The organism is Pseudomonas sp. AG1028, from assembly GCF_007993955.1.
Classification (GTDB): domain Bacteria; phylum Pseudomonadota; class Gammaproteobacteria; order Pseudomonadales; family Pseudomonadaceae; genus Aquipseudomonas; species Aquipseudomonas straminea.
Map to the genome: position 1 here is coordinate 234,868 of NZ_VIVP01000003.1, position 15,272 is coordinate 250,139.

The following is a 15,272-nucleotide window of genomic DNA, read 5'->3' on the forward strand; positions in this document are numbered from 1 at the left end:
ATTTTGCAGGGATTCGCTTAAAAAATGCGTCAGGTTCTCGTCGTTCACTTCTCACAGACTGGCCAATTGAACCGCCTGGTGCAATCGGTCTGTGTGCCCTTGCAGGCGAGTGACGGCGTGCAGGTCGACTTCCTGGCCCTGCAACCCGCCCAGCCGTTTCCCTTTCCCTGGCCCTTTCTCGGCTTCTTCCGGATCTTCCCGGAAACCGTACTGATGAAACCACAGCCGCTGCTGCCGTTGGCCGTCGACCCCGACAAGCGTTATGACCTGATCATTCTCGCCTACCAGGTGTGGTTCCTGTCGCCCTCGCTGCCCTGCACCAGTTTTCTCGCCTCTCCCGAGGCCGCGCAGTTGCTCAAAGGCTCGCCGGTGGTGACCCTGATCGGTTGCCGCAACATGTGGCTGATGGCCCAGGAAAAGGTCAAGGCGCGCCTGCAGGCGTTGGGTGCGAAACTGGTCGACAACGTGGTTCTAACCGATGCCTGCGGCACGGCGGCCAGCTTTCTGGCTACGCCGCTGTGGATGTTCACAGGCCGGCAGAAGCCCTACAGCTGGGTGCCGCGCGCCGGTATCGACGAGACGGAAATCGCCGCCGCCAGCCGCTTTGGCGAGGCCATGGCGCGCCGCCTGCTGGCGGACCAGCAGCCTATCGAGCAGCCGATGCTCAGCGGCCTGGGCGCGGTGAAAGTGGACGAGAAGCTGATCGCCAGCGAGAAGGTCGGCAATCGCAGCTTCACCCTGTGGAGCCGCCTGCTGTCGGCGCTCGGGCCGCAGCAAAGCCGACGCCGTGGTGCAGGACTGGTGGTCTACATCGTTTTTCTGATCTGCCTGATCATCACCGTGGTGCCGATCACCGCGGTGCTGAAGAAGTTGCTGGCGCCGCTCTCCAAGGCGCGCATCCAGCGTGAAAAGGCCTATTTCGCCGGGCCTTCCGGCGAGTGACGCAGGCCGAGGACAAGTTTATGGCTACACCCGTATTCATCAATCGCATCAGTACCTGCCTGCCCCACGAGCCAGTCGACAACGAACAGATGGAAGCACGCCTCGGCATGGTCGGCGACAAGCCGTCACGGGCGCGCAAGCTGATCCTGCGTCGCAACGGCATCCAGCAGCGCCACTACGTCATCGATCCGCGCACCGGCGAGCCGAGCATGAACAACGCCCAGCTCAGCGCCGAGGCGATTCGCGGCCTGGCCGGCGATGGCTTCGACCTGAATACGCTTGAGTGTCTGGTGGCCAGTACCTCGTCGCCTGACCAGGTGATGCCCGGCCATGCGGTCATGGTGCATGGCGAGCTGGGCAACCCGCCCTGCGAAGTGGCGACCACTGCCGGCATCTGCGTGTGCGGGATGACTGCCCTGAAATACGCCTGGATGAGCGTGGCCAGCGGGCAGAGCTGCAACGCCGTGGCCTGCGGCTCGGAGGTGGCCTCGGCGATGATGCAGGCGCGTAACTTCAACGCCGAATACGAGAGCCGTGTCGACGAGCTGGAGACGCACCCGGAAATCGCCTTCGAGAAGGACTTTCTGCGCTGGATGCTCTCCGACGGCGCCGGCGCGGTGCTGCTGCAGGACCGCCCCAATTCGAAGGGCCTGAGCCTGCGCATCGACTGGCTGGACATCGTCTCCTTCGCTGATCAGATGTCGGCCTGCATGTATGCCGGTGCGGAGATGGAAGGTGGCGAGCTGCGTGGCTGGACAAGCTATGACGCCGAGCAGCGCGCGCAGCGCTCGGTGATGGCGGTCAAGCAGGACGTCAAACTGCTCAACGACAACATCGTGCGCCTCACCGTGGTCGAGGCGCTGCGCCGCATCATGGCGCGCCGCGAGTTGCGTGTGGCGGACATCGACTGGTTCCTGCCGCATTACTCGTCCGAATTCTTCCGCGAGCGCCTGGCGGCCGGCCTGGCCGAGGTCGACCTACCGATTCCCATGGCGCGCTGGTTCACCAACCTGACGAGCAAGGGCAATACCGGCGCAGCGTCGATCTTCATCATCTTAGAAGAACTGTTCAACGGCGGGCATCTGCGCAGTGGCCAGAAGCTGCTCTGCTACGTGCCGGAAAGCGGGCGTTTCTCCAGTGCGTTCATGCACCTGACGGTGGTTGGCGATGAAGCTTGACGAGGTTCCCCAGGACCCGGATTCCGCTTACGGCGGGCACAGCAAACTGCTCTATGCCGTCGATGACAAGGGCCGGTATCAGGGCGCGCCGAGCGCCGGCTGGGAGCCCGAGTCCTATTCCACCCAGCTGGCGGTCGCCGAGCTGCAGGCCCAGGAAGCCGAGGCTCACGCCGCCTGGCAGCGCGGCGAAGCGTCGCCGCTCGAGTGCCTGATGTACCGCTACCGCATGGACCTGCCCGCCCTGGCGCAGATTGCCGGGCTCTGGCAATGGCGCGTGCGCCGGCACTTTCGCCCCGAAATCTACCGGCGCCTGAGCGATTCGCTGCTGGCCCGCTACGCCGAAGCCTTTGGTTTGAGCGTCGAAGAACTGCGTCGCTACCAGAAGGAATTGCCATGAGCGCGTTCGAACACCGCCAGAGCGCCCACTGTGAAAGCGGCGTGATGGCCAGCCTGCTGACCCAGGCCGGTTTGCCGATGAGCGAGCCGATGGCCTTCGGCCTGGCCTCGGGTCTGGCATTTGCCTACCTGCCGATCGTCAAACTCGGCGGCATGCCACTGATTGCCTACCGCATGCCGCCGCGGCACCTGATCAAGACGCTCAGCAAGCGCCTCGGCGTGCGCCTGACCAGCCGCACCTTCAACAACCCCGAGCAGGGCCGTCAGGCCCTCGACGAAGCGTTGGATGGCGGCCGCCTGGTCGGCCTGCAGAGCTCGGTGTTTTGGCTGCCGTACTTCCCGCCGGAGATGCGCTTTCACTTCAATGCCCACAACCTGCTGGCCTATGGGCGCGAGGGCGACGACTACCTGCTCAGCGACCCGGTGTTCGAGGCGCCGGTGCGCTGCGCCGCCGCGGACCTGCAGAAGGCGCGCTTCGCCAAGGGCGCCCTGGCGGCCAAGGGGCTGATGTATTACCTGGACGATGTGCCGCCCGAGCAGGACTGGCAGCGGCTGATTCGCCAGAGCGTGCTGTCCACCACGCGCATCCTCGATGGCCTGCCGCTGCCGTGGATCGGAATTCGCGGTATCCGCCACCTGGCCAGCTGCGTGGAGAAACTCGACCCGGTTCAGGCCAAATACAACCGCCTGTACCTCACCCACATCGTGCGCATGCAGGAAGAGATCGGCACCGGCGGCGCCGGTTTTCGCTTCATGTACGCGAGTTTTTTGCAGGAGGCCGGCGAGAAGATCGGCGACGCCACCTTGCGCGAAGCCTCGACGCGCCTGACCGCGGTGGGCGACGACTGGCGCCAGTTCGCCTCTGCCTGCGTGCGCGCCAGCCGCAGCAAGGGCGAAGCACCGGACTTCCGGCCGATTGCCGAGATGCTGCGGGGGATTGCCAGCCAGGAGCGGGTTTTGATGAAAGAGCTGGGGGCTTGGGCCAGGCGTAAGGGCTGAAGCACAGCAGCTTTATACGTTCAGGAGCGGCTAGAGCCTGTAGATTATTCGCGGGCATGGCCCGCTCCCACGGGGGCGCTGGAAGGCCGCTTGGGTCTTTCGACGTTAAACGGTCTTGCTTTTTCCGAGTATTCAGTCCGTAGGATGGGTGAAACCCATCAATTGCCGATGGGTTGCACCCATCCTACGAATGGTCCCTCCGACCACAAAACAGTCACTATTTAGAGCTGCAACTGCAGCACATCGATCCCCGCTGTCAGCCCGGCAAAATCCGCTGCCTGGCTTGGTCTCTCAATTAGCACCGCCTGCGCCTTGAACTCGTCGTCTTCATCAATCATCACCAGTAGCGCCTGGCCGATCAGGCCGTCGGCCAGGTCCAGCCCAGCCAATGCCTGCAGGTGTTTCCATACATTGGGGCCGGCGCCGATGAACAGGTTCGGGCCTTCCAAGCCCAGTTGTGCGGCGACGTGGAAGCCGGCGGCGTTGCTGACGCTGTTGACGAATTCGAAGGGCTTGGGTTGCAGCTGGTGCACGCACACGCTGTCGAGCAGCGAGCCCATGGTGGCCCGCGCTGGATGGCGGGAGGCCAGGTACAGGCCGCAGTCACGGCGGATCTTGGCCTTGAGCGGCGCGGTGCATAGCAGCGCCTGGAGGATCAGCCGATCGATGCGACGCGGCGTGGTCGGCAGCCAGTTGATCAGCGCGGCTTTCAGGTCCTTGTCGGTGTCCTGTGCGTCGCCGCTTACGCTGCAGGCTGCGATGGTTGGATTCATGGTGTGTCTCCCGCGCCGCGTTGCAACACCAGGCTGGCGTTGTTGCCGCCGAAGCCGAAGTAGTTGGCCAGCAGCAGGCTGCCTTCGCTGATCGCCAGTGGTTCGCTCGGCAGCGGCAGCAGCGTGTCACCAGCGTAATTGCAGGCGGGCAGGTGGGCGAGGTTTTCCACCAGCAGCAGGGTTTCGGTCAGGCCGCAGGCGCCCAGGGTGTGGCCGAGCCAGGGCTTGAGCACACAGAGCGGCGGCAGCGCGTCGCCGAACAGCAGGCTTACGCCGTTGCTTTCGGCGCGGTCGTTGGCGCCGGTGGCGGTGCCGTGGGGCTTGACCAGGCCGATCTGCGTGGCATCCACGCCAGCGCTGCGCAGGGCTTGGCGCATCACCCATTCGATATGGCTGCCGTCTTCGCGGGTATTGGTCAGGCTGTTGGTGTCGCAGGCGCTGAAGCCGCCAAGCAGGCGTGCTAGCGGCGCCGGGCCGGGCTCCAGGGCCAGCAGGGTGGCCGCGTAGGCTTCGCCGAGCACCAGGCCATCGCGTTGCGGATGAAAGGGCCGGTACTCGCCGCTCGGCGAGACCAGGCCCAGAGCGCCAAAGCCCTGCTGAGCGATGGCGCTGGGTGTTTCGAATGCCAGCACCAGCACCCGCCGATAGGGCCCGGCAGCGAGCATCCGGGCGCCGTAGAGCAGGCCGTTGGCGGCGCTGGTACAGGCGGTGTTGAGGGTGAAGGCATCATTGAAGCCCCAACGCTGGCGCAAGCGGTCAGCGATCAGGTCGAGGGAGGTCGAGTGATCCGGGTGAAAGCCGCCATTTCGAGCGGCCTGCGCTTCCAGCTCGTCGATATCCAGACTGGTGCTGGCGACGATCAGCAGGCAGTCGTCCAGCGCGCCGGGCGCGTCGCCCAGGGTTTCGCGGATCAGCCGGTCGAAATGCTCGCCCGGGGTTTCGTTGCCTACCACGGCCAGATACGGCCGTGGTTCCTGCAACTCGTGCAGCAGTACGGTTTCAGCAATTGGCCGCACGCCGCTACGCAGGGCGGCGTTGGCGGCGCGCAGGTCGATGCCGAGGGCGCTGTGCAGGGCGCCGCGCTGCAGGTAAACGGGCGTCACGCCTGTTGCCTGATAAAAGCCGCGATGCTGGCGATGCTATTGAGAATGCGGCGGCCATCCTGGGCGCCTTCGATGCGCACCCCGTAGTGCTGCTGCAGCGCCAGGGAGACCTGCAGGGCGTCGAGGCTGTCCATCTGGATGCGGCTCTGCTGGCCGAACAGCGGTTCGTCGTCGGTAATGCTCTGCCAGTCGATATCGTCTTCTTTGTCGCACTCGCGAATCAGCAATTGCTTGAGCTTTTCTTCTAGTAGTGTGTGGTCCATTGCGTTTGCTGTACTCGTTGGTGAAACAGGAACAGGCCGCTGATGCCGGCTATCGCTGCAAACAGCAGCAGGCGCGCGCACCAGGGGGCTACGTCGTTCAGTGAGCCGTGGCCCACCAGCAGGGTGAGAAAGGCGTCCAGTGCCCAGCTCATCGGAGATACTTCTGCCAGTTGGCGCATGGCCTCGGGCATCACGCTCTTGGGCACCATGATGCCGCCGATGGCTGCGAGGATGATATTGATCCCGCCGCCAAGCAATAGGGCTTGTTCACTGCTGCGCGCCAGGGCGGCCAACAGCAGGCCCAGGCTGGTGGTGGCCAGGGCGACGCTGATGGCCAGCCAGGCATAGGCAAGCAGGCTGCCGTTGAGTTCCAGCGCCGGCAGGCCGACCAGTGGCAAGCCGTGCACACCGATGCTCAGCAGCACCGCGAACTGCACCAGGTTGATGGCCAGATACGGCAGCACCTTGCTCGTCGCCAGGGTGCCGAGCCCCAGGCCCAGGCAGCGGAAACGCAGTAGTGCGCCACTCTGCTGCTCGCGCTGGAAGCTGCCGGCCATGGGCAGCATCACGAAGAACATGCCGAAGATCAGCCAGGCCGGTACGCTCATCTGCGTGGCGTTGGCCTGGGCGCTGAGGTCGCCGCTGGCCAGGCGTTCCTGCTTGTCGATTCGGCTTTCGGTGCGTTGCTGGATCAGTTCGAGCTGCTCGGCGCGGGACAGGCCGTCCTGCAGTGCGCCGCTGTCCTGCAGATAGGCGAGCAGCCGGGTCTGCGCCAGGGCGATGGTCACCGCGCCATGCAGACGCTGGCGCGAGAGGCGGTCGAACTGGGCGGGGAAGCTCAGCGTAGGGCCCTGATGCGGCGTATCCAGCAAGTGCTGGTCGAAACCTTCGGGCAGGCTGATGCGCGCCATCTGCGCCGGGCCGTTTTCGAGCAACTGGCTGTCCGGCAGCTGCGCCTGCAGGGCGTCGTGGAAGAAACGGCTCGACTCGCTCTGCTGCGGGGCTTCCAGCACCAGCTGCAATGGCGGCAGACGGTCCTGCAGGTAGCTGGACATGGCGCCGGCCATGATCACCAAAAACAGCGTCGGCATCAGGAACAGCACGGCCAGGGCGTGAGGGTCGCGCGCCAGCAGGAGGATTTCCTTGCGAACCAGGGCGCGCAGTCTCACAGGCGACCTCCGTTGAGGCGCAGGTACAGCTGCTCCAGGGACGGCCGACCGAAGCGCAGCAGGCTGGGCGCTTGCGGCTGTGCGGCGATGAAGCGGGTGATCGCCAGCAGCTGTTCGACGTTCAGCGCGGCGATGCGCAGGCCGTCCGGCGTGGGCTCGGTGCTCAGCTCGAGTTCGGCCAGCAGCGCCGGCAAGGCTTGCGGCACACCCTCGGGCCATTCCAGAAACAGCCCTGGCTGGTCGCCGAGCAACTGGCGCGTGTCGACATCCAGCTGCACACGGCCTTCGTGCAGCAGCAGGATGCGGTCGGCGACCTTTTCCACTTCGTCTAGGTAATGGCTTGTGTAGATCACCGCCTTGCCATCGGCGGTCAGCTGCTGCACAGCGTCGAGCAGCAACTGCCGGCTGGCAGCGTCGACGCCCACGGTGGCCTCATCGAACAGGTACAGCTCGGCCGGTTGCAGCAGGCCGATGGCGAAGTTCAGCCGCCGCTGCTCGCCGCCGGACAGGCGCTCGGCGCGGCGCTCGAGCTTGTCTTCCAGGGACGTGCTGGCGATGCAGCGCTCCAGGCGCTGACGCCGCTCGGCGCCGCGCAGCCCATAGAGATCGGCGAACAGCGCGAGGTTTTCCTTCACCTTCAGCCCGGCGTAAAAGGCCAACTGCTGGGGCACCAGGCCCAGGCGCCGATCGCCCTGCCAGTCGATTCGCCCGTCGAGTGGCTGCAGCACGCCACTAAGCAGCGACAGCAAGGTGGTCTTGCCGGCACCGTTGCTGCCCAGCAGGCCCAGGCACTGGCCGGCCTGCAGCTGCAGGTCGATGCCCTGCAGCGCCGGTCGCGCGGCGCCAGGGTAGCGATAGGCGAGGCGGCTGAGTTCAAGCACGGACGAGTACCAGCAGCAGTTTGCCGTCCAGCAGCAGGCGCTCGCCTTCGTGCACGCTGAACTCGTAAAGCGCACCCGCCGGGCTGAGGGCTTCCTGGGTCGCGCTGACCAGCAAGAAGCCTTCGCGATGCGTGGGGTGATAGTGCAGCTGCAGCTGGGAGAGTTTGCCGACCAGGGCCATTTCGATGGCGCTGTCGTTGCCGTATAAGGCACCATGCGCAGCGCACAACTGGGCAGCGGCCTCGAACAACAGGCAGGGCGAAGCGTTCTCGCCCAGGCTCTGCAGATGCCGCCAGTGGCTCAGGCCGCGAATGCCGGTGGCATCGTGGTCGAGCAGGGCATCCAGCCAGAGGGCTTGGCCCTGATGCGGCAGCAGTGAGTGCAGTTGGGTGCGATCCATGGCGGGTGTCTGGCGTGCGAGCGCAGCAGTGTAACAGAGGGTCTCAGGGAGCAAACGAGTGAGCGGTTGGCAATTGGTGGTTTTCGTGGGGCTGAGCATCGCCCTGACCCTGGTCTCCTGGCGTTCGCTGGGCAACCCGCGCAGCCACGGCTTCTACCGCTACTTCGCCTGGGAAGTGATGCTGGTGATGCTGGTGCTCAACGCGCCGTTCTGGTTCGAGAACCGCGCCGCCGTGCATCAGCAGATTTCCTGGGTGTTGCTGACCGCCTCGCTGGCGGTGCTGTTCGCCGGCATACACCAGATGCGCCGCTTTGGCCGCGCTAATGAGCAGCGTCAGGATGACGAGCTGTTTGCCTTCGAGCGCACCTCGCAGCTGGTCACCAGTGGCATCTTCGGCTACATCCGCCACCCGATGTATTGCTCGCTGCTGCTGCTCGCCTGGGGCATCGCCTGGAAGCAGCCGACCACGCTCGTCATGCTGCTGGCCGTGGCTGCCAGCGTGCTGCTGTGGCTGGCCGCGCGCGTCGAGGAGCGTGAGTCGCTGGCCTACTTCGGCGACGCCTACCGCGACTACATGGCGCGCAGCCGGATGTTTGTGCCCTACATCTTCTGAGAACCCGTTTAGGGTCTTTCGCTACAGGCTCACCGATTTTGGCAGCTAAGTGGCGGGAACGGACGTTCGTAGGTTGGACGACGCTTCACCTACGCGGCCCGATCTGTCCACCGCTCTCCAATCGCAATGGCAGATGAAAAGAGCGTCATCCACCCTACGTAGCTGAATTCAGCGAACGTCGGATGAAGGCTGGTCTTCCAGCATCAGCTGCCGGTAAGCGCGCTGGTATGCCTCGTAATCCAGGTTCTGCTGCTGAAGCTGCTTGAGGCGCTCCTGCTTGCTCAGCTTGCCGCTCTCGCTTACAGCTGGAGCCTTGGCGACAGGCTCGTCGATCAGCTGAGTGTTGCTCAGCAACTCATCGATCACCGGGTCCATCTTGCTTTTTGTGCCCTGCCACTTCATCAGCGACAGGCCACCTTTGCCGCGCAGGTGATAGGCCGCCGTGGCCAGTGTCTGCCGCTGCGGGCCGAGAACGGTCAGCTCGGCGCTGGACAGATAAGGCGCCATGTCCCACGTGCGCCGCGCCGTATACCGCACTACGTAAGGGCACTGGTGCCATGGAATCGTCGAATATGGCTGGGTGGTTATGCCGTGTCGGGCGAAGCCCTGCTGCAGCACCGGTACGAAGTCGCTGACCATGACCTTGGGGTTTTCTTCGATGCACATAGTGGTCGGCGCGCTTTGCAGTGGCGTGACGCGAACCGAAGTGCAGGCGGCCAGGCCTAGCGCCAGAACCGAGAGGGAAAGCGCGGATAGAGCTTTGGACATGCTGAGCAACTTCCTTGTGATGAAAAAGCCGCCCGCAGGCGGCTTGTTTGGCAGGGGGAAGCAGGCGCTTACTTGACGCTCGCGTACTTACCCTTCAGCGCGACGCCCGCCATGATGGCGCCGGCGTGGCATTCGTACTTGCTGCTGTCGCGGTATTCCTTGTTCTTGTAGTTGCTGGCCAGGTCGACCACGGCGTTGGCGCCGGCGGCCTTGGCCGAGTTCTGCAGCTTCACCAGGGCCGATTGCAGCACCCAGCGGCAGGCTTCTTCATCGCTCTTGTTGAAAGCGTTGGTCTTCTGGCTGGTGGTGACGTTGGCGTTGATGATCTTGGCGCCAGCCGGGGTCTTGTTCAGGTAGAACTTCACCGAGCCGTCGAGGCGACCGGCCTGGGTGGCTTCGTTGACCACCGACTGGAAGTCCAGAAAGTGGGCGGTGTCACGGGCCTGGCTGACGGCTGGCAGCAGGGCGGCGGTAAGCAGAGCAGCAGCGGCGAAGCGTTTCGCGTTCATCGGGTTTCTCCTGGGGTGTCACTGGGGCATGGGAAGGGAGGGGCTTTGCAGTTCCTGCTGGATACTGCGGTCGAGATTGCGGACCCACTTGTTGTAGTTGCGGTGGATCTTGCCTTTGCGGTAGTCGAGGTTGTGGCTGTCGCGGTAGCGGATCGAATAGCCCGACGCGCTGTAGGGAATGGTGATTTCGGCCTGGTGGCTGCGGCGGGTGATCAGCGCCATGATCTGCCCGCGGTCGGCGCGCTCCACCGTCCACTGCCGGCGTTGCAGGGCGGTGAGGATCGCCCGGCGCATGTCGTCCTCGCTCTTCACTATGGCGGGCGGCGCACTGCTGGTGATATTCAGCACCGGTTTCGAGGTACAGGCGGTAATGCCCAGCAGCAGTGCGGCAAGCAGGGCGAAGCGGTTGAGGCGAGACATCATCCTTGGTCCTTGTCTTGAGAAAAATCAGCGCCAGCGGCGGAAGATCAGCGAAGTGTTGACCCCGCCAAAGGCGAAATTGTTGTTCATCACGTATTCGTGGCTCATCTCGCGGAACTCGCCACGCAGGTAGTCCAGTTCGCCGCAGGCCGGGTCGATGTGATCCAGGTTGAGGGTGTGCACGTAGCTGTCGCGGTTGAGCATCTCGATGCTGAACCAGGACTCCAGCGCGCCGCAGGCGCCCAGGGTGTGGCCGAAGTAGCTCTTTTGCGAGCTGATCGGCATGCGCGGGCCGAACAGGCTGCTGGTGGCCTGGGTTTCGGCGACGTCGCCCTGTTCGGTGGCGGTGCCGTGACCATTGACGTAGCCGATGGCCTCGGGCTTCAGCGCGGCATCTTCCAGGGCCAGCTCCATGGCCCGGCGCATGGTGCTCTGCACCGGTTTGGTGGCGTGCTGGCCATCGGCATTGCAGCCGAAGCCGACGATCTCGGCGTGGATGGTGGCGCCGCGTGCCAGGGCGTGTTCCAGCTCCTCGAGCACCAGTATGCCGGCGCCCTCACCGATCACCAGGCCGTCACGGCCGCTGTCGTAGGGGCGCGGGCTGGTGTATGGTGCGTCGTTCTTCAGGCTGGTGGCGTACAGCGCGTCGAAGACCATCGCTTCGGTCGGGCACAGCTCCTCGGCGCCGCCGGCGAGCATCAGCGGCAGGCGGCCGAACTTGATCGCCTCATACGCGTAGCCGATGCCCTGGCTGCCGCTGGTGCAGGCGCTGGAGGTGGGGATCAGCCGGCCGGTGAGGCCGAAGAAGATGCTGATGTTGGCTGCCGTGGTGTGCGGCATCATGCGGATATAGGAGTTGGCGTTGAGGCCGTCGGCCACCGAATTGAGCAGCATGTTGCCGAACGCCTTGATCTCGTCGGTACTGCCGGTGGACGAGCCGCAGGCCACGCCCATGCGCCCATCCTTGATGCTTTCGTCTTCGAGCAATCCGGCGTGGGCCAGGGCGCGTTCGGCGGCGTACACCGACAGGCGCGACACGCGGCCCATGCTGCGCAGCTGCTTGCGGGTCCAGTGGGTGGGCACGACGAAGTCGTCGACCGGGCCGCCCAGGCGGGTGTTCAGCTCGCTGAAACGGTCCCACTCGTGCATCACGCGAATGCCGCTGCGGTTGGCGCGGAAATTCGCCGCGATGCTGTCCCAGCTATCGCCCAGGGAGGTAATGCCGGCCATGCCGGTAACGACTACGCGCTTCATGCCACTTCGCTCTCTTTCAACACAGACCGCCGTTCACGGCGATCACCTGGCGGGTGATGTAGGCCGCCTCTTCGGACATCAGGAAATTCACCGTGCCGGCCACCTCTTCCGGGGTGCCCATGCGCGCGGCCGGTACCATCTTGAGGATCTCCTCGAGCGGTACGTGCTCGTCGAGAATCTCGGTATCAATCAGCCCCGGCGCCACGCAGTTGACGGTGATCTTGCGCTTGCCCAGCTCGATCGCCAGGGCCTTGGCGGCGCCGATGATGCCGGCCTTCGAGGCACTGTAGTTGACCTGGCCGCGGTTGCCGATAAGCCCGGAAACCGAAGTGATACAGACGATACGCCCCGGCTTGCGGCGACGCACCATCGGCATGGTCAGCGGGTGCAGCACGTTGTAGAAACCATCCAGATTTGTGCGCAGCACCACATCCCAGTCCTCCTCGCCGAGCGCCGGGAAGGCGCCGTCGCGGGTCAACCCGGCGTTGCACACCACGCCGTAGTACGCGCCATGGCTTTCCACGTCGGCTTCCAGGGCATCGCGGCAGGTGGCCCGGTCGGCCACGTCGAACTGCAGGATGCGCGCCTTCTGGCCGATGGCCTCGATCTCGCGCTGCACCGCTTCGGCCTCGTCACGGCGCGAGCGGCAGTGCAGCACCAGATCGAAACCGGCGCGCGCCAGGCGCAGGGCAATGGCTCGGCCGATACCGCGGCTCGATCCGGTGACCAGAATGGTCTCGCTCATTAAGACGGCTCCTGAAGTGGGGGTTCTTGGATATAGGTGGACACGTCGCGGGGCTGGAACACGTTGAGCCGCGCCTCGACCAGAATGCCCGGGCCTTCGAGGCGGCATTCGAACACGCACATGCCGTTTTCGTCCTGCAGGGAACGGTTGGCGTGGATCAGCAGGGCGCTGCCGGCCGGGAAGCGGTCGACGTTGCAGCTGAAGTTGCGGGTACCGAGCAGAAAGCCCAGCTCGACCGGCAGGCCCTGTTCGCGGGCATGGCAGCCGGCGAAGGCGGCCACGCTCTGGGCCATCAGCTCGATGCCCACCGCAGCCGGCAGGCTGCCGTCGGCCTGGCTGAACAGGCCGCCAGGGCGTACCACCAGGCGGGTGTCGATATGCTCGGCGCCGAACGCCAGCACCTCGTCGATCAGAATCATGTCGCCAGCGTGGGGCACCAGCTCGGCGACGGGCCAGACACTCACAAAAGGTCTCCCAGGATCAGTGAAACGTTGTTGCCGCCAAAGGCGAACGAATTGCTCATCAGATAACGCCGCTCGGCCGCAGGCAACTGCTCGCCGGCGCCGACCAGCTTGAGGCGCGGCAGCTGCGGATCGGCCTGGCCGTCCCAGACGTGGGGCGGCAGGCGCTTGGCGGTGTTGTAGTCGCTCAGCGTCAGCCAGCAGAAGGCGGCTTCCAGCGCGCCGGCGGCGCCCAGGGTATGACCGGTCAGCGGTTTACTCGACGAGCAGGGCACACCGGCCGGGAACAGCTGCGCTACCGCCAGGCTTTCCATGGCGTCGTTATGCGGCGTGGCGGTGCCGTGCAGGTTCAGGTAGCCGATCTGCTCGGCGGCCACCTCGGCGGCGGCCAGCGCCTGGCGCATCGCCTGCTGGGCACCGAGGCCCTCGGGATGTGGCGCGGAAATGTGGTGGGCGTCGGAGGTGGCGCCACCGCCGAGCAGGCCGATGCCGGGCCCCTGTTCGGCGCGGGTCATCAGGAACAGCGCGGCGGCCTCGCCGATGTTGATGCCATGGCGGTTGACCGAGAACGGGTTGCAGCGCTCGTCGGATACCGCCTCCAGGCTGGCGAAGCCGTTCAGGGTCAGTTTGCACAGACTGTCCACGCCGCCGCACAGCACCGCATCGCACACGCCCAGACGCAGCAGGCGCTGGGCGGCGAGCAGGGCGCGGCCGCTGGACGTACAGGCCGTGGACTGGCAGTAGGCCGGGCCAGTCAGGCCCAGCCAGTCGGCGAGAAAGCTGGCCGGCGCGGCGATCTCCTGGCGGCTGTAACGGTAAGCATCCGGCAGTTCGCCGCTGTGCACGTACTCGGCGATATGCTCGCCGGCTTCGGCGATACCTGAGGTGCTGGTGCCGAGCACCACGGCGATGCGACTGGCGCCATAGGTGGCGATGGCGGCCTGGATGTCGTCGTGGATTTCCAGAGCGGCGGTCAGCAGCAGACGGTTGTTGCGGCTCGCGGCCTGCTCGAAGCCGGCGGGCATCTCCGGCAGGGGCGCAGCCACCGCACCGACGGTCACGCTACGCTCGGGAATCCAGCCGGCCTGTGGTTGCATGCCGTGGGTGTCACCGGCGAACAGGGCGTCGGCCACCGCCTGCTTGCCCTGGCCCAGGGCGCAGACCACGCCGAGGGCGTCGAGTCGAGCGATCATGGTTGCGTTTCCAGCGGGCGCACGCGGTACTGCTGCGTGGCGTTGCTCAGTTCGATGGCTTGCCCGGCGCCATAGCGAATGCGCCAGTCCGGGGCCAGCTGGCGGCCCTCGGCGCCCTGGCGCCATTGCTTGCCGGCGTAGCGGGTGGCCAGCTGAGCGTCCGGAGTGAGGGCGAACAGCAGGGCGGCGAACAGCTCGCGGGCCGCGGGGTTGGGCGGCAGCAGGCCGTCATTGTGCCAGGCGCCGCCGGCCAGGGATTGCCGGGCCAGCGGTACGCCGAGCGGATCGAACAGCGACCAGCGCAGGGCCTCGCCCTCGGCCTGGATCACCAGCAGCCAGTCCTGGCCATCGGCAGTACTGACCTGCAGCGACACCGGCAGCGGCTGCGCCAGTTGCGGCGCGGTGGCGGGCAGCGGCGTACGGGCGGCGCAGGCCGTCAGCAGCATAATGCAGGCAAGGGTCAGCAGGCGTTTCATGCAGGCTCCAGCGGTTTGCGCACCGCGGCGTTGACCAGGGTTTCGTTGCGCTGGCCGAACGGCTTGGCCTTGCGGATGCCCCAGCGCTCCAGCAGGCCGAAGTCCTCCGAGCGGCTCCACCACAGGTACGGATAGGAGACGTTGCGTTCGCTGAATTCGAAACCCTGCTGGCGCAGCATGGCCAGGTATTCGTCGGCGCTCTTCTGCACCTCCATGGGGTGGCGGAACAGCCAGCGGATTACCCAGGTATCGATGTAGTACTTGGTCGACTCGGCGAACAGCAGCAGGCCGCCGGGCTTGAGCACGCGCCAGAACTCGGCCAGCGCCTGCTCCTGCTCGACCAGGTGATGGAAGGTCTGGTGGCAGAAGACGATATCCACGCTGGCGTCGGGCAACCTGATCGCCGCGCAGTCGCTGGCGATCAGTTGCACGCCGAGGCCCAGACGCTCGGCCTCGGCGCCCGAGCACTCGAGGCTGTGCGGGTCGGCGTCCAGGCCGATGATGCGCGCGGGGCTGAAGGCGCGCTGCAGCAGGCCGAACGACTTGCCCTGGCCACAGCCGGCATCCAGCAGCACCGGCGCGGCCGGCAGCGGGCCGTCGATCAGCCCGCGCAGGTCATCGATGGCCACGCGCAGCACATGGTGCTGCCACACGTGGCTGCGCAGGAACCAGAAACCGAAACCGGTTTCCTCGACGTAGGTGGATGCGGCGCGATCCATCGCAATCTCC

General features: G+C 65.6%; 20 protein-coding genes. 5 read left to right on the forward strand and 15 right to left on the reverse strand.

Annotation, left to right across the window (positions count from 1 at the left end; genetic code table 11):
* The first annotated feature begins 24 nt into the window (after positions 1–24).
* The 4 genes from FB481_RS06300 to FB481_RS06315 are packed head-to-tail and all read left to right on the forward strand — an operon-like array spanning position 25 to position 3,515.
* Positions 25–942 carry a dialkylrecorsinol condensing enzyme gene (locus tag FB481_RS06300; protein ID WP_147175526.1) on the forward strand — a complete coding sequence of 306 codons (918 nt, stop codon included), beginning with the start codon at positions 25–27 and terminating at the stop codon, positions 940–942.
* Between the two features lie 20 nt (positions 943–962).
* Positions 963–2,120 carry a beta-ketoacyl-ACP synthase III gene (locus tag FB481_RS06305; protein WP_147175528.1) on the forward strand — a complete coding sequence of 386 codons (1,158 nt, stop codon included), beginning with the start codon at positions 963–965 and terminating at the stop codon, positions 2,118–2,120.
* Entirely contained in the window at positions 2,110–2,517 is a 408-nt protein-coding gene (locus FB481_RS06310; RefSeq protein WP_147175530.1) for a hypothetical protein, read from the forward strand. The genes FB481_RS06305 and FB481_RS06310 overlap by 11 nt, the downstream gene beginning before the upstream one ends.
* The gene (locus tag FB481_RS06315) at positions 2,514–3,515 is read left to right on the forward strand and encodes a BtrH N-terminal domain-containing protein (RefSeq protein ID WP_147175532.1); all 1,002 of its coding nucleotides are present in this window, start codon (positions 2,514–2,516) and stop codon (positions 3,513–3,515) included. Before FB481_RS06310 ends, FB481_RS06315 begins: the two co-directional genes overlap by 4 nt.
* A 221-nt stretch (positions 3,516–3,736) precedes the next feature.
* On the opposite strand, the gene FB481_RS06320 is transcribed toward FB481_RS06315, so the two are convergent.
* The 6 genes from FB481_RS06320 to FB481_RS06345 are packed head-to-tail and all read right to left on the reverse strand — an operon-like array spanning position 3,737 to position 8,104.
* Complete coding sequence (locus tag FB481_RS06320; RefSeq protein ID WP_147175534.1) at positions 3,737–4,288, reverse strand: hypothetical protein; 552 nt, start codon at positions 4,286–4,288, stop codon at positions 3,737–3,739.
* Complete coding sequence (locus tag FB481_RS06325) at positions 4,285–5,391, reverse strand: beta-ketoacyl synthase N-terminal-like domain-containing protein (protein ID WP_147175536.1); 1,107 nt, start codon at positions 5,389–5,391, stop codon at positions 4,285–4,287. The genes FB481_RS06320 and FB481_RS06325 overlap by 4 nt, the downstream gene beginning before the upstream one ends.
* The gene (locus FB481_RS06330) at positions 5,388–5,654 is read right to left on the reverse strand and encodes an acyl carrier protein (RefSeq protein ID WP_013789565.1); all 267 of its coding nucleotides are present in this window, start codon (positions 5,652–5,654) and stop codon (positions 5,388–5,390) included. The genes FB481_RS06325 and FB481_RS06330 overlap by 4 nt, the downstream gene beginning before the upstream one ends.
* Positions 5,636–6,823, reverse strand: coding sequence for an ABC transporter permease (locus FB481_RS06335; protein ID WP_147175538.1), 1,188 nt, complete (start codon positions 6,821–6,823; stop codon positions 5,636–5,638). The genes FB481_RS06330 and FB481_RS06335 overlap by 19 nt, the downstream gene beginning before the upstream one ends.
* The gene (locus FB481_RS06340; RefSeq protein WP_147175540.1) at positions 6,820–7,704 is read right to left on the reverse strand and encodes an ABC transporter ATP-binding protein; all 885 of its coding nucleotides are present in this window, start codon (positions 7,702–7,704) and stop codon (positions 6,820–6,822) included. The genes FB481_RS06335 and FB481_RS06340 overlap by 4 nt, the downstream gene beginning before the upstream one ends.
* Positions 7,697–8,104 (reverse strand): beta-hydroxyacyl-ACP dehydratase, encoded by a 408-nt coding sequence (locus FB481_RS06345; protein ID WP_093500298.1) that lies wholly within the window; start codon positions 8,102–8,104, stop codon positions 7,697–7,699. The genes FB481_RS06340 and FB481_RS06345 overlap by 8 nt, the downstream gene beginning before the upstream one ends.
* A 58-nt stretch (positions 8,105–8,162) precedes the next feature.
* Here FB481_RS06345 and FB481_RS06350 point away from each other — a divergent pair, with 58 nt between their 5' ends.
* Positions 8,163–8,717 carry an isoprenylcysteine carboxylmethyltransferase family protein gene (locus FB481_RS06350; protein ID WP_147175542.1) on the forward strand — a complete coding sequence of 185 codons (555 nt, stop codon included), beginning with the start codon at positions 8,163–8,165 and terminating at the stop codon, positions 8,715–8,717.
* Positions 8,718–8,885: 168 nt separating this feature from the next.
* On the opposite strand, the gene FB481_RS06355 is transcribed toward FB481_RS06350, so the two are convergent.
* The 9 genes from FB481_RS06355 to FB481_RS06395 all read right to left on the reverse strand — a co-directional run bounded on the left by FB481_RS06355 (position 8,886) and on the right by FB481_RS06395 (position 15,262).
* Positions 8,886–9,485 (reverse strand): Sbal_3080 family lipoprotein, encoded by a 600-nt coding sequence (locus FB481_RS06355; protein ID WP_093500292.1) that lies wholly within the window; start codon positions 9,483–9,485, stop codon positions 8,886–8,888.
* 68 nt (positions 9,486–9,553) lie between these two features.
* Entirely contained in the window at positions 9,554–9,994 is a 441-nt protein-coding gene (locus FB481_RS06360; RefSeq protein WP_147175544.1) for an excinuclease, read from the reverse strand.
* An 18-nt stretch (positions 9,995–10,012) separates the two neighbouring features.
* Positions 10,013–10,414: a hypothetical protein gene (locus FB481_RS06365; protein WP_177344589.1), complete on the reverse strand. Its 402-nt coding sequence runs from the start codon at positions 10,412–10,414 to the stop codon at positions 10,013–10,015.
* A 27-nt stretch (positions 10,415–10,441) separates the two neighbouring features.
* Positions 10,442–11,668, reverse strand: a complete 1,227-nt coding sequence (locus FB481_RS06370; RefSeq protein ID WP_147175546.1) for a beta-ketoacyl-ACP synthase — start codon at positions 11,666–11,668, stop codon at positions 10,442–10,444.
* 16 nt (positions 11,669–11,684) lie between these two features.
* On the reverse strand, positions 11,685–12,413 hold the full coding sequence (gene fabG, locus FB481_RS06375) for a 3-oxoacyl-ACP reductase FabG (RefSeq protein ID WP_147175548.1): 729 nt from the start codon (positions 12,411–12,413) through the stop codon (positions 11,685–11,687).
* Positions 12,413–12,877 (reverse strand): hotdog family protein, encoded by a 465-nt coding sequence (locus FB481_RS06380; protein WP_147175550.1) that lies wholly within the window; start codon positions 12,875–12,877, stop codon positions 12,413–12,415. Before FB481_RS06380 ends, fabG begins: the two co-directional genes overlap by 1 nt.
* Positions 12,874–14,067 carry a beta-ketoacyl-ACP synthase gene (locus FB481_RS06385; RefSeq protein WP_147175551.1) on the reverse strand — a complete coding sequence of 398 codons (1,194 nt, stop codon included), beginning with the start codon at positions 14,065–14,067 and terminating at the stop codon, positions 12,874–12,876. Before FB481_RS06385 ends, FB481_RS06380 begins: the two co-directional genes overlap by 4 nt.
* Positions 14,064–14,543, reverse strand: coding sequence for a DUF3261 domain-containing protein (locus FB481_RS06390; protein WP_147175553.1), 480 nt, complete (start codon positions 14,541–14,543; stop codon positions 14,064–14,066). The genes FB481_RS06385 and FB481_RS06390 overlap by 4 nt, the downstream gene beginning before the upstream one ends.
* Positions 14,540–15,262, reverse strand: coding sequence for a class I SAM-dependent methyltransferase (locus FB481_RS06395; protein ID WP_147175555.1), 723 nt, complete (start codon positions 15,260–15,262; stop codon positions 14,540–14,542). Before FB481_RS06395 ends, FB481_RS06390 begins: the two co-directional genes overlap by 4 nt.
* Between the last annotated feature and the right edge of the window lie 10 nt (positions 15,263–15,272).

Coding starts and splice junctions, on each gene's coding strand:
- FB481_RS06305 (WP_147175528.1), top strand. CDS start 963: ATGGCTACACCCGTATTCATCAATCGCATCAGTACCTGCCTGCCCCAC.
- FB481_RS06310 (WP_147175530.1), top strand. CDS start 2,110: ATGAAGCTTGACGAGGTTCCCCAGGACCCGGATTCCGCTTACGGCGGG.
- FB481_RS06330 (WP_013789565.1), bottom strand. CDS start 5,654: ATGGACCACACACTACTAGAAGAAAAGCTCAAGCAATTGCTGATTCGC.
- fabG (WP_147175548.1), bottom strand. CDS start 12,413: ATGAGCGAGACCATTCTGGTCACCGGATCGAGCCGCGGTATCGGCCGA.
- FB481_RS06385 (WP_147175551.1), bottom strand. CDS start 14,067: ATGATCGCTCGACTCGACGCCCTCGGCGTGGTCTGCGCCCTGGGCCAG.
- FB481_RS06300 (WP_147175526.1), top strand. CDS start 25: ATGCGTCAGGTTCTCGTCGTTCACTTCTCACAGACTGGCCAATTGAAC.
- FB481_RS06390 (WP_147175553.1), bottom strand. CDS start 14,543: ATGAAACGCCTGCTGACCCTTGCCTGCATTATGCTGCTGACGGCCTGC.
- FB481_RS06315 (WP_147175532.1), top strand. CDS start 2,514: ATGAGCGCGTTCGAACACCGCCAGAGCGCCCACTGTGAAAGCGGCGTG.
- FB481_RS06365 (WP_177344589.1), bottom strand. CDS start 10,414: ATGTCTCGCCTCAACCGCTTCGCCCTGCTTGCCGCACTGCTGCTGGGC.
- FB481_RS06320 (WP_147175534.1), bottom strand. CDS start 4,288: ATGAATCCAACCATCGCAGCCTGCAGCGTAAGCGGCGACGCACAGGAC.
- FB481_RS06370 (WP_147175546.1), bottom strand. CDS start 11,668: ATGAAGCGCGTAGTCGTTACCGGCATGGCCGGCATTACCTCCCTGGGC.
- FB481_RS06395 (WP_147175555.1), bottom strand. CDS start 15,262: ATGGATCGCGCCGCATCCACCTACGTCGAGGAAACCGGTTTCGGTTTC.
- FB481_RS06355 (WP_093500292.1), bottom strand. CDS start 9,485: ATGTCCAAAGCTCTATCCGCGCTTTCCCTCTCGGTTCTGGCGCTAGGC.
- FB481_RS06360 (WP_147175544.1), bottom strand. CDS start 9,994: ATGAACGCGAAACGCTTCGCCGCTGCTGCTCTGCTTACCGCCGCCCTG.
- FB481_RS06345 (WP_093500298.1), bottom strand. CDS start 8,104: ATGGATCGCACCCAACTGCACTCACTGCTGCCGCATCAGGGCCAAGCC.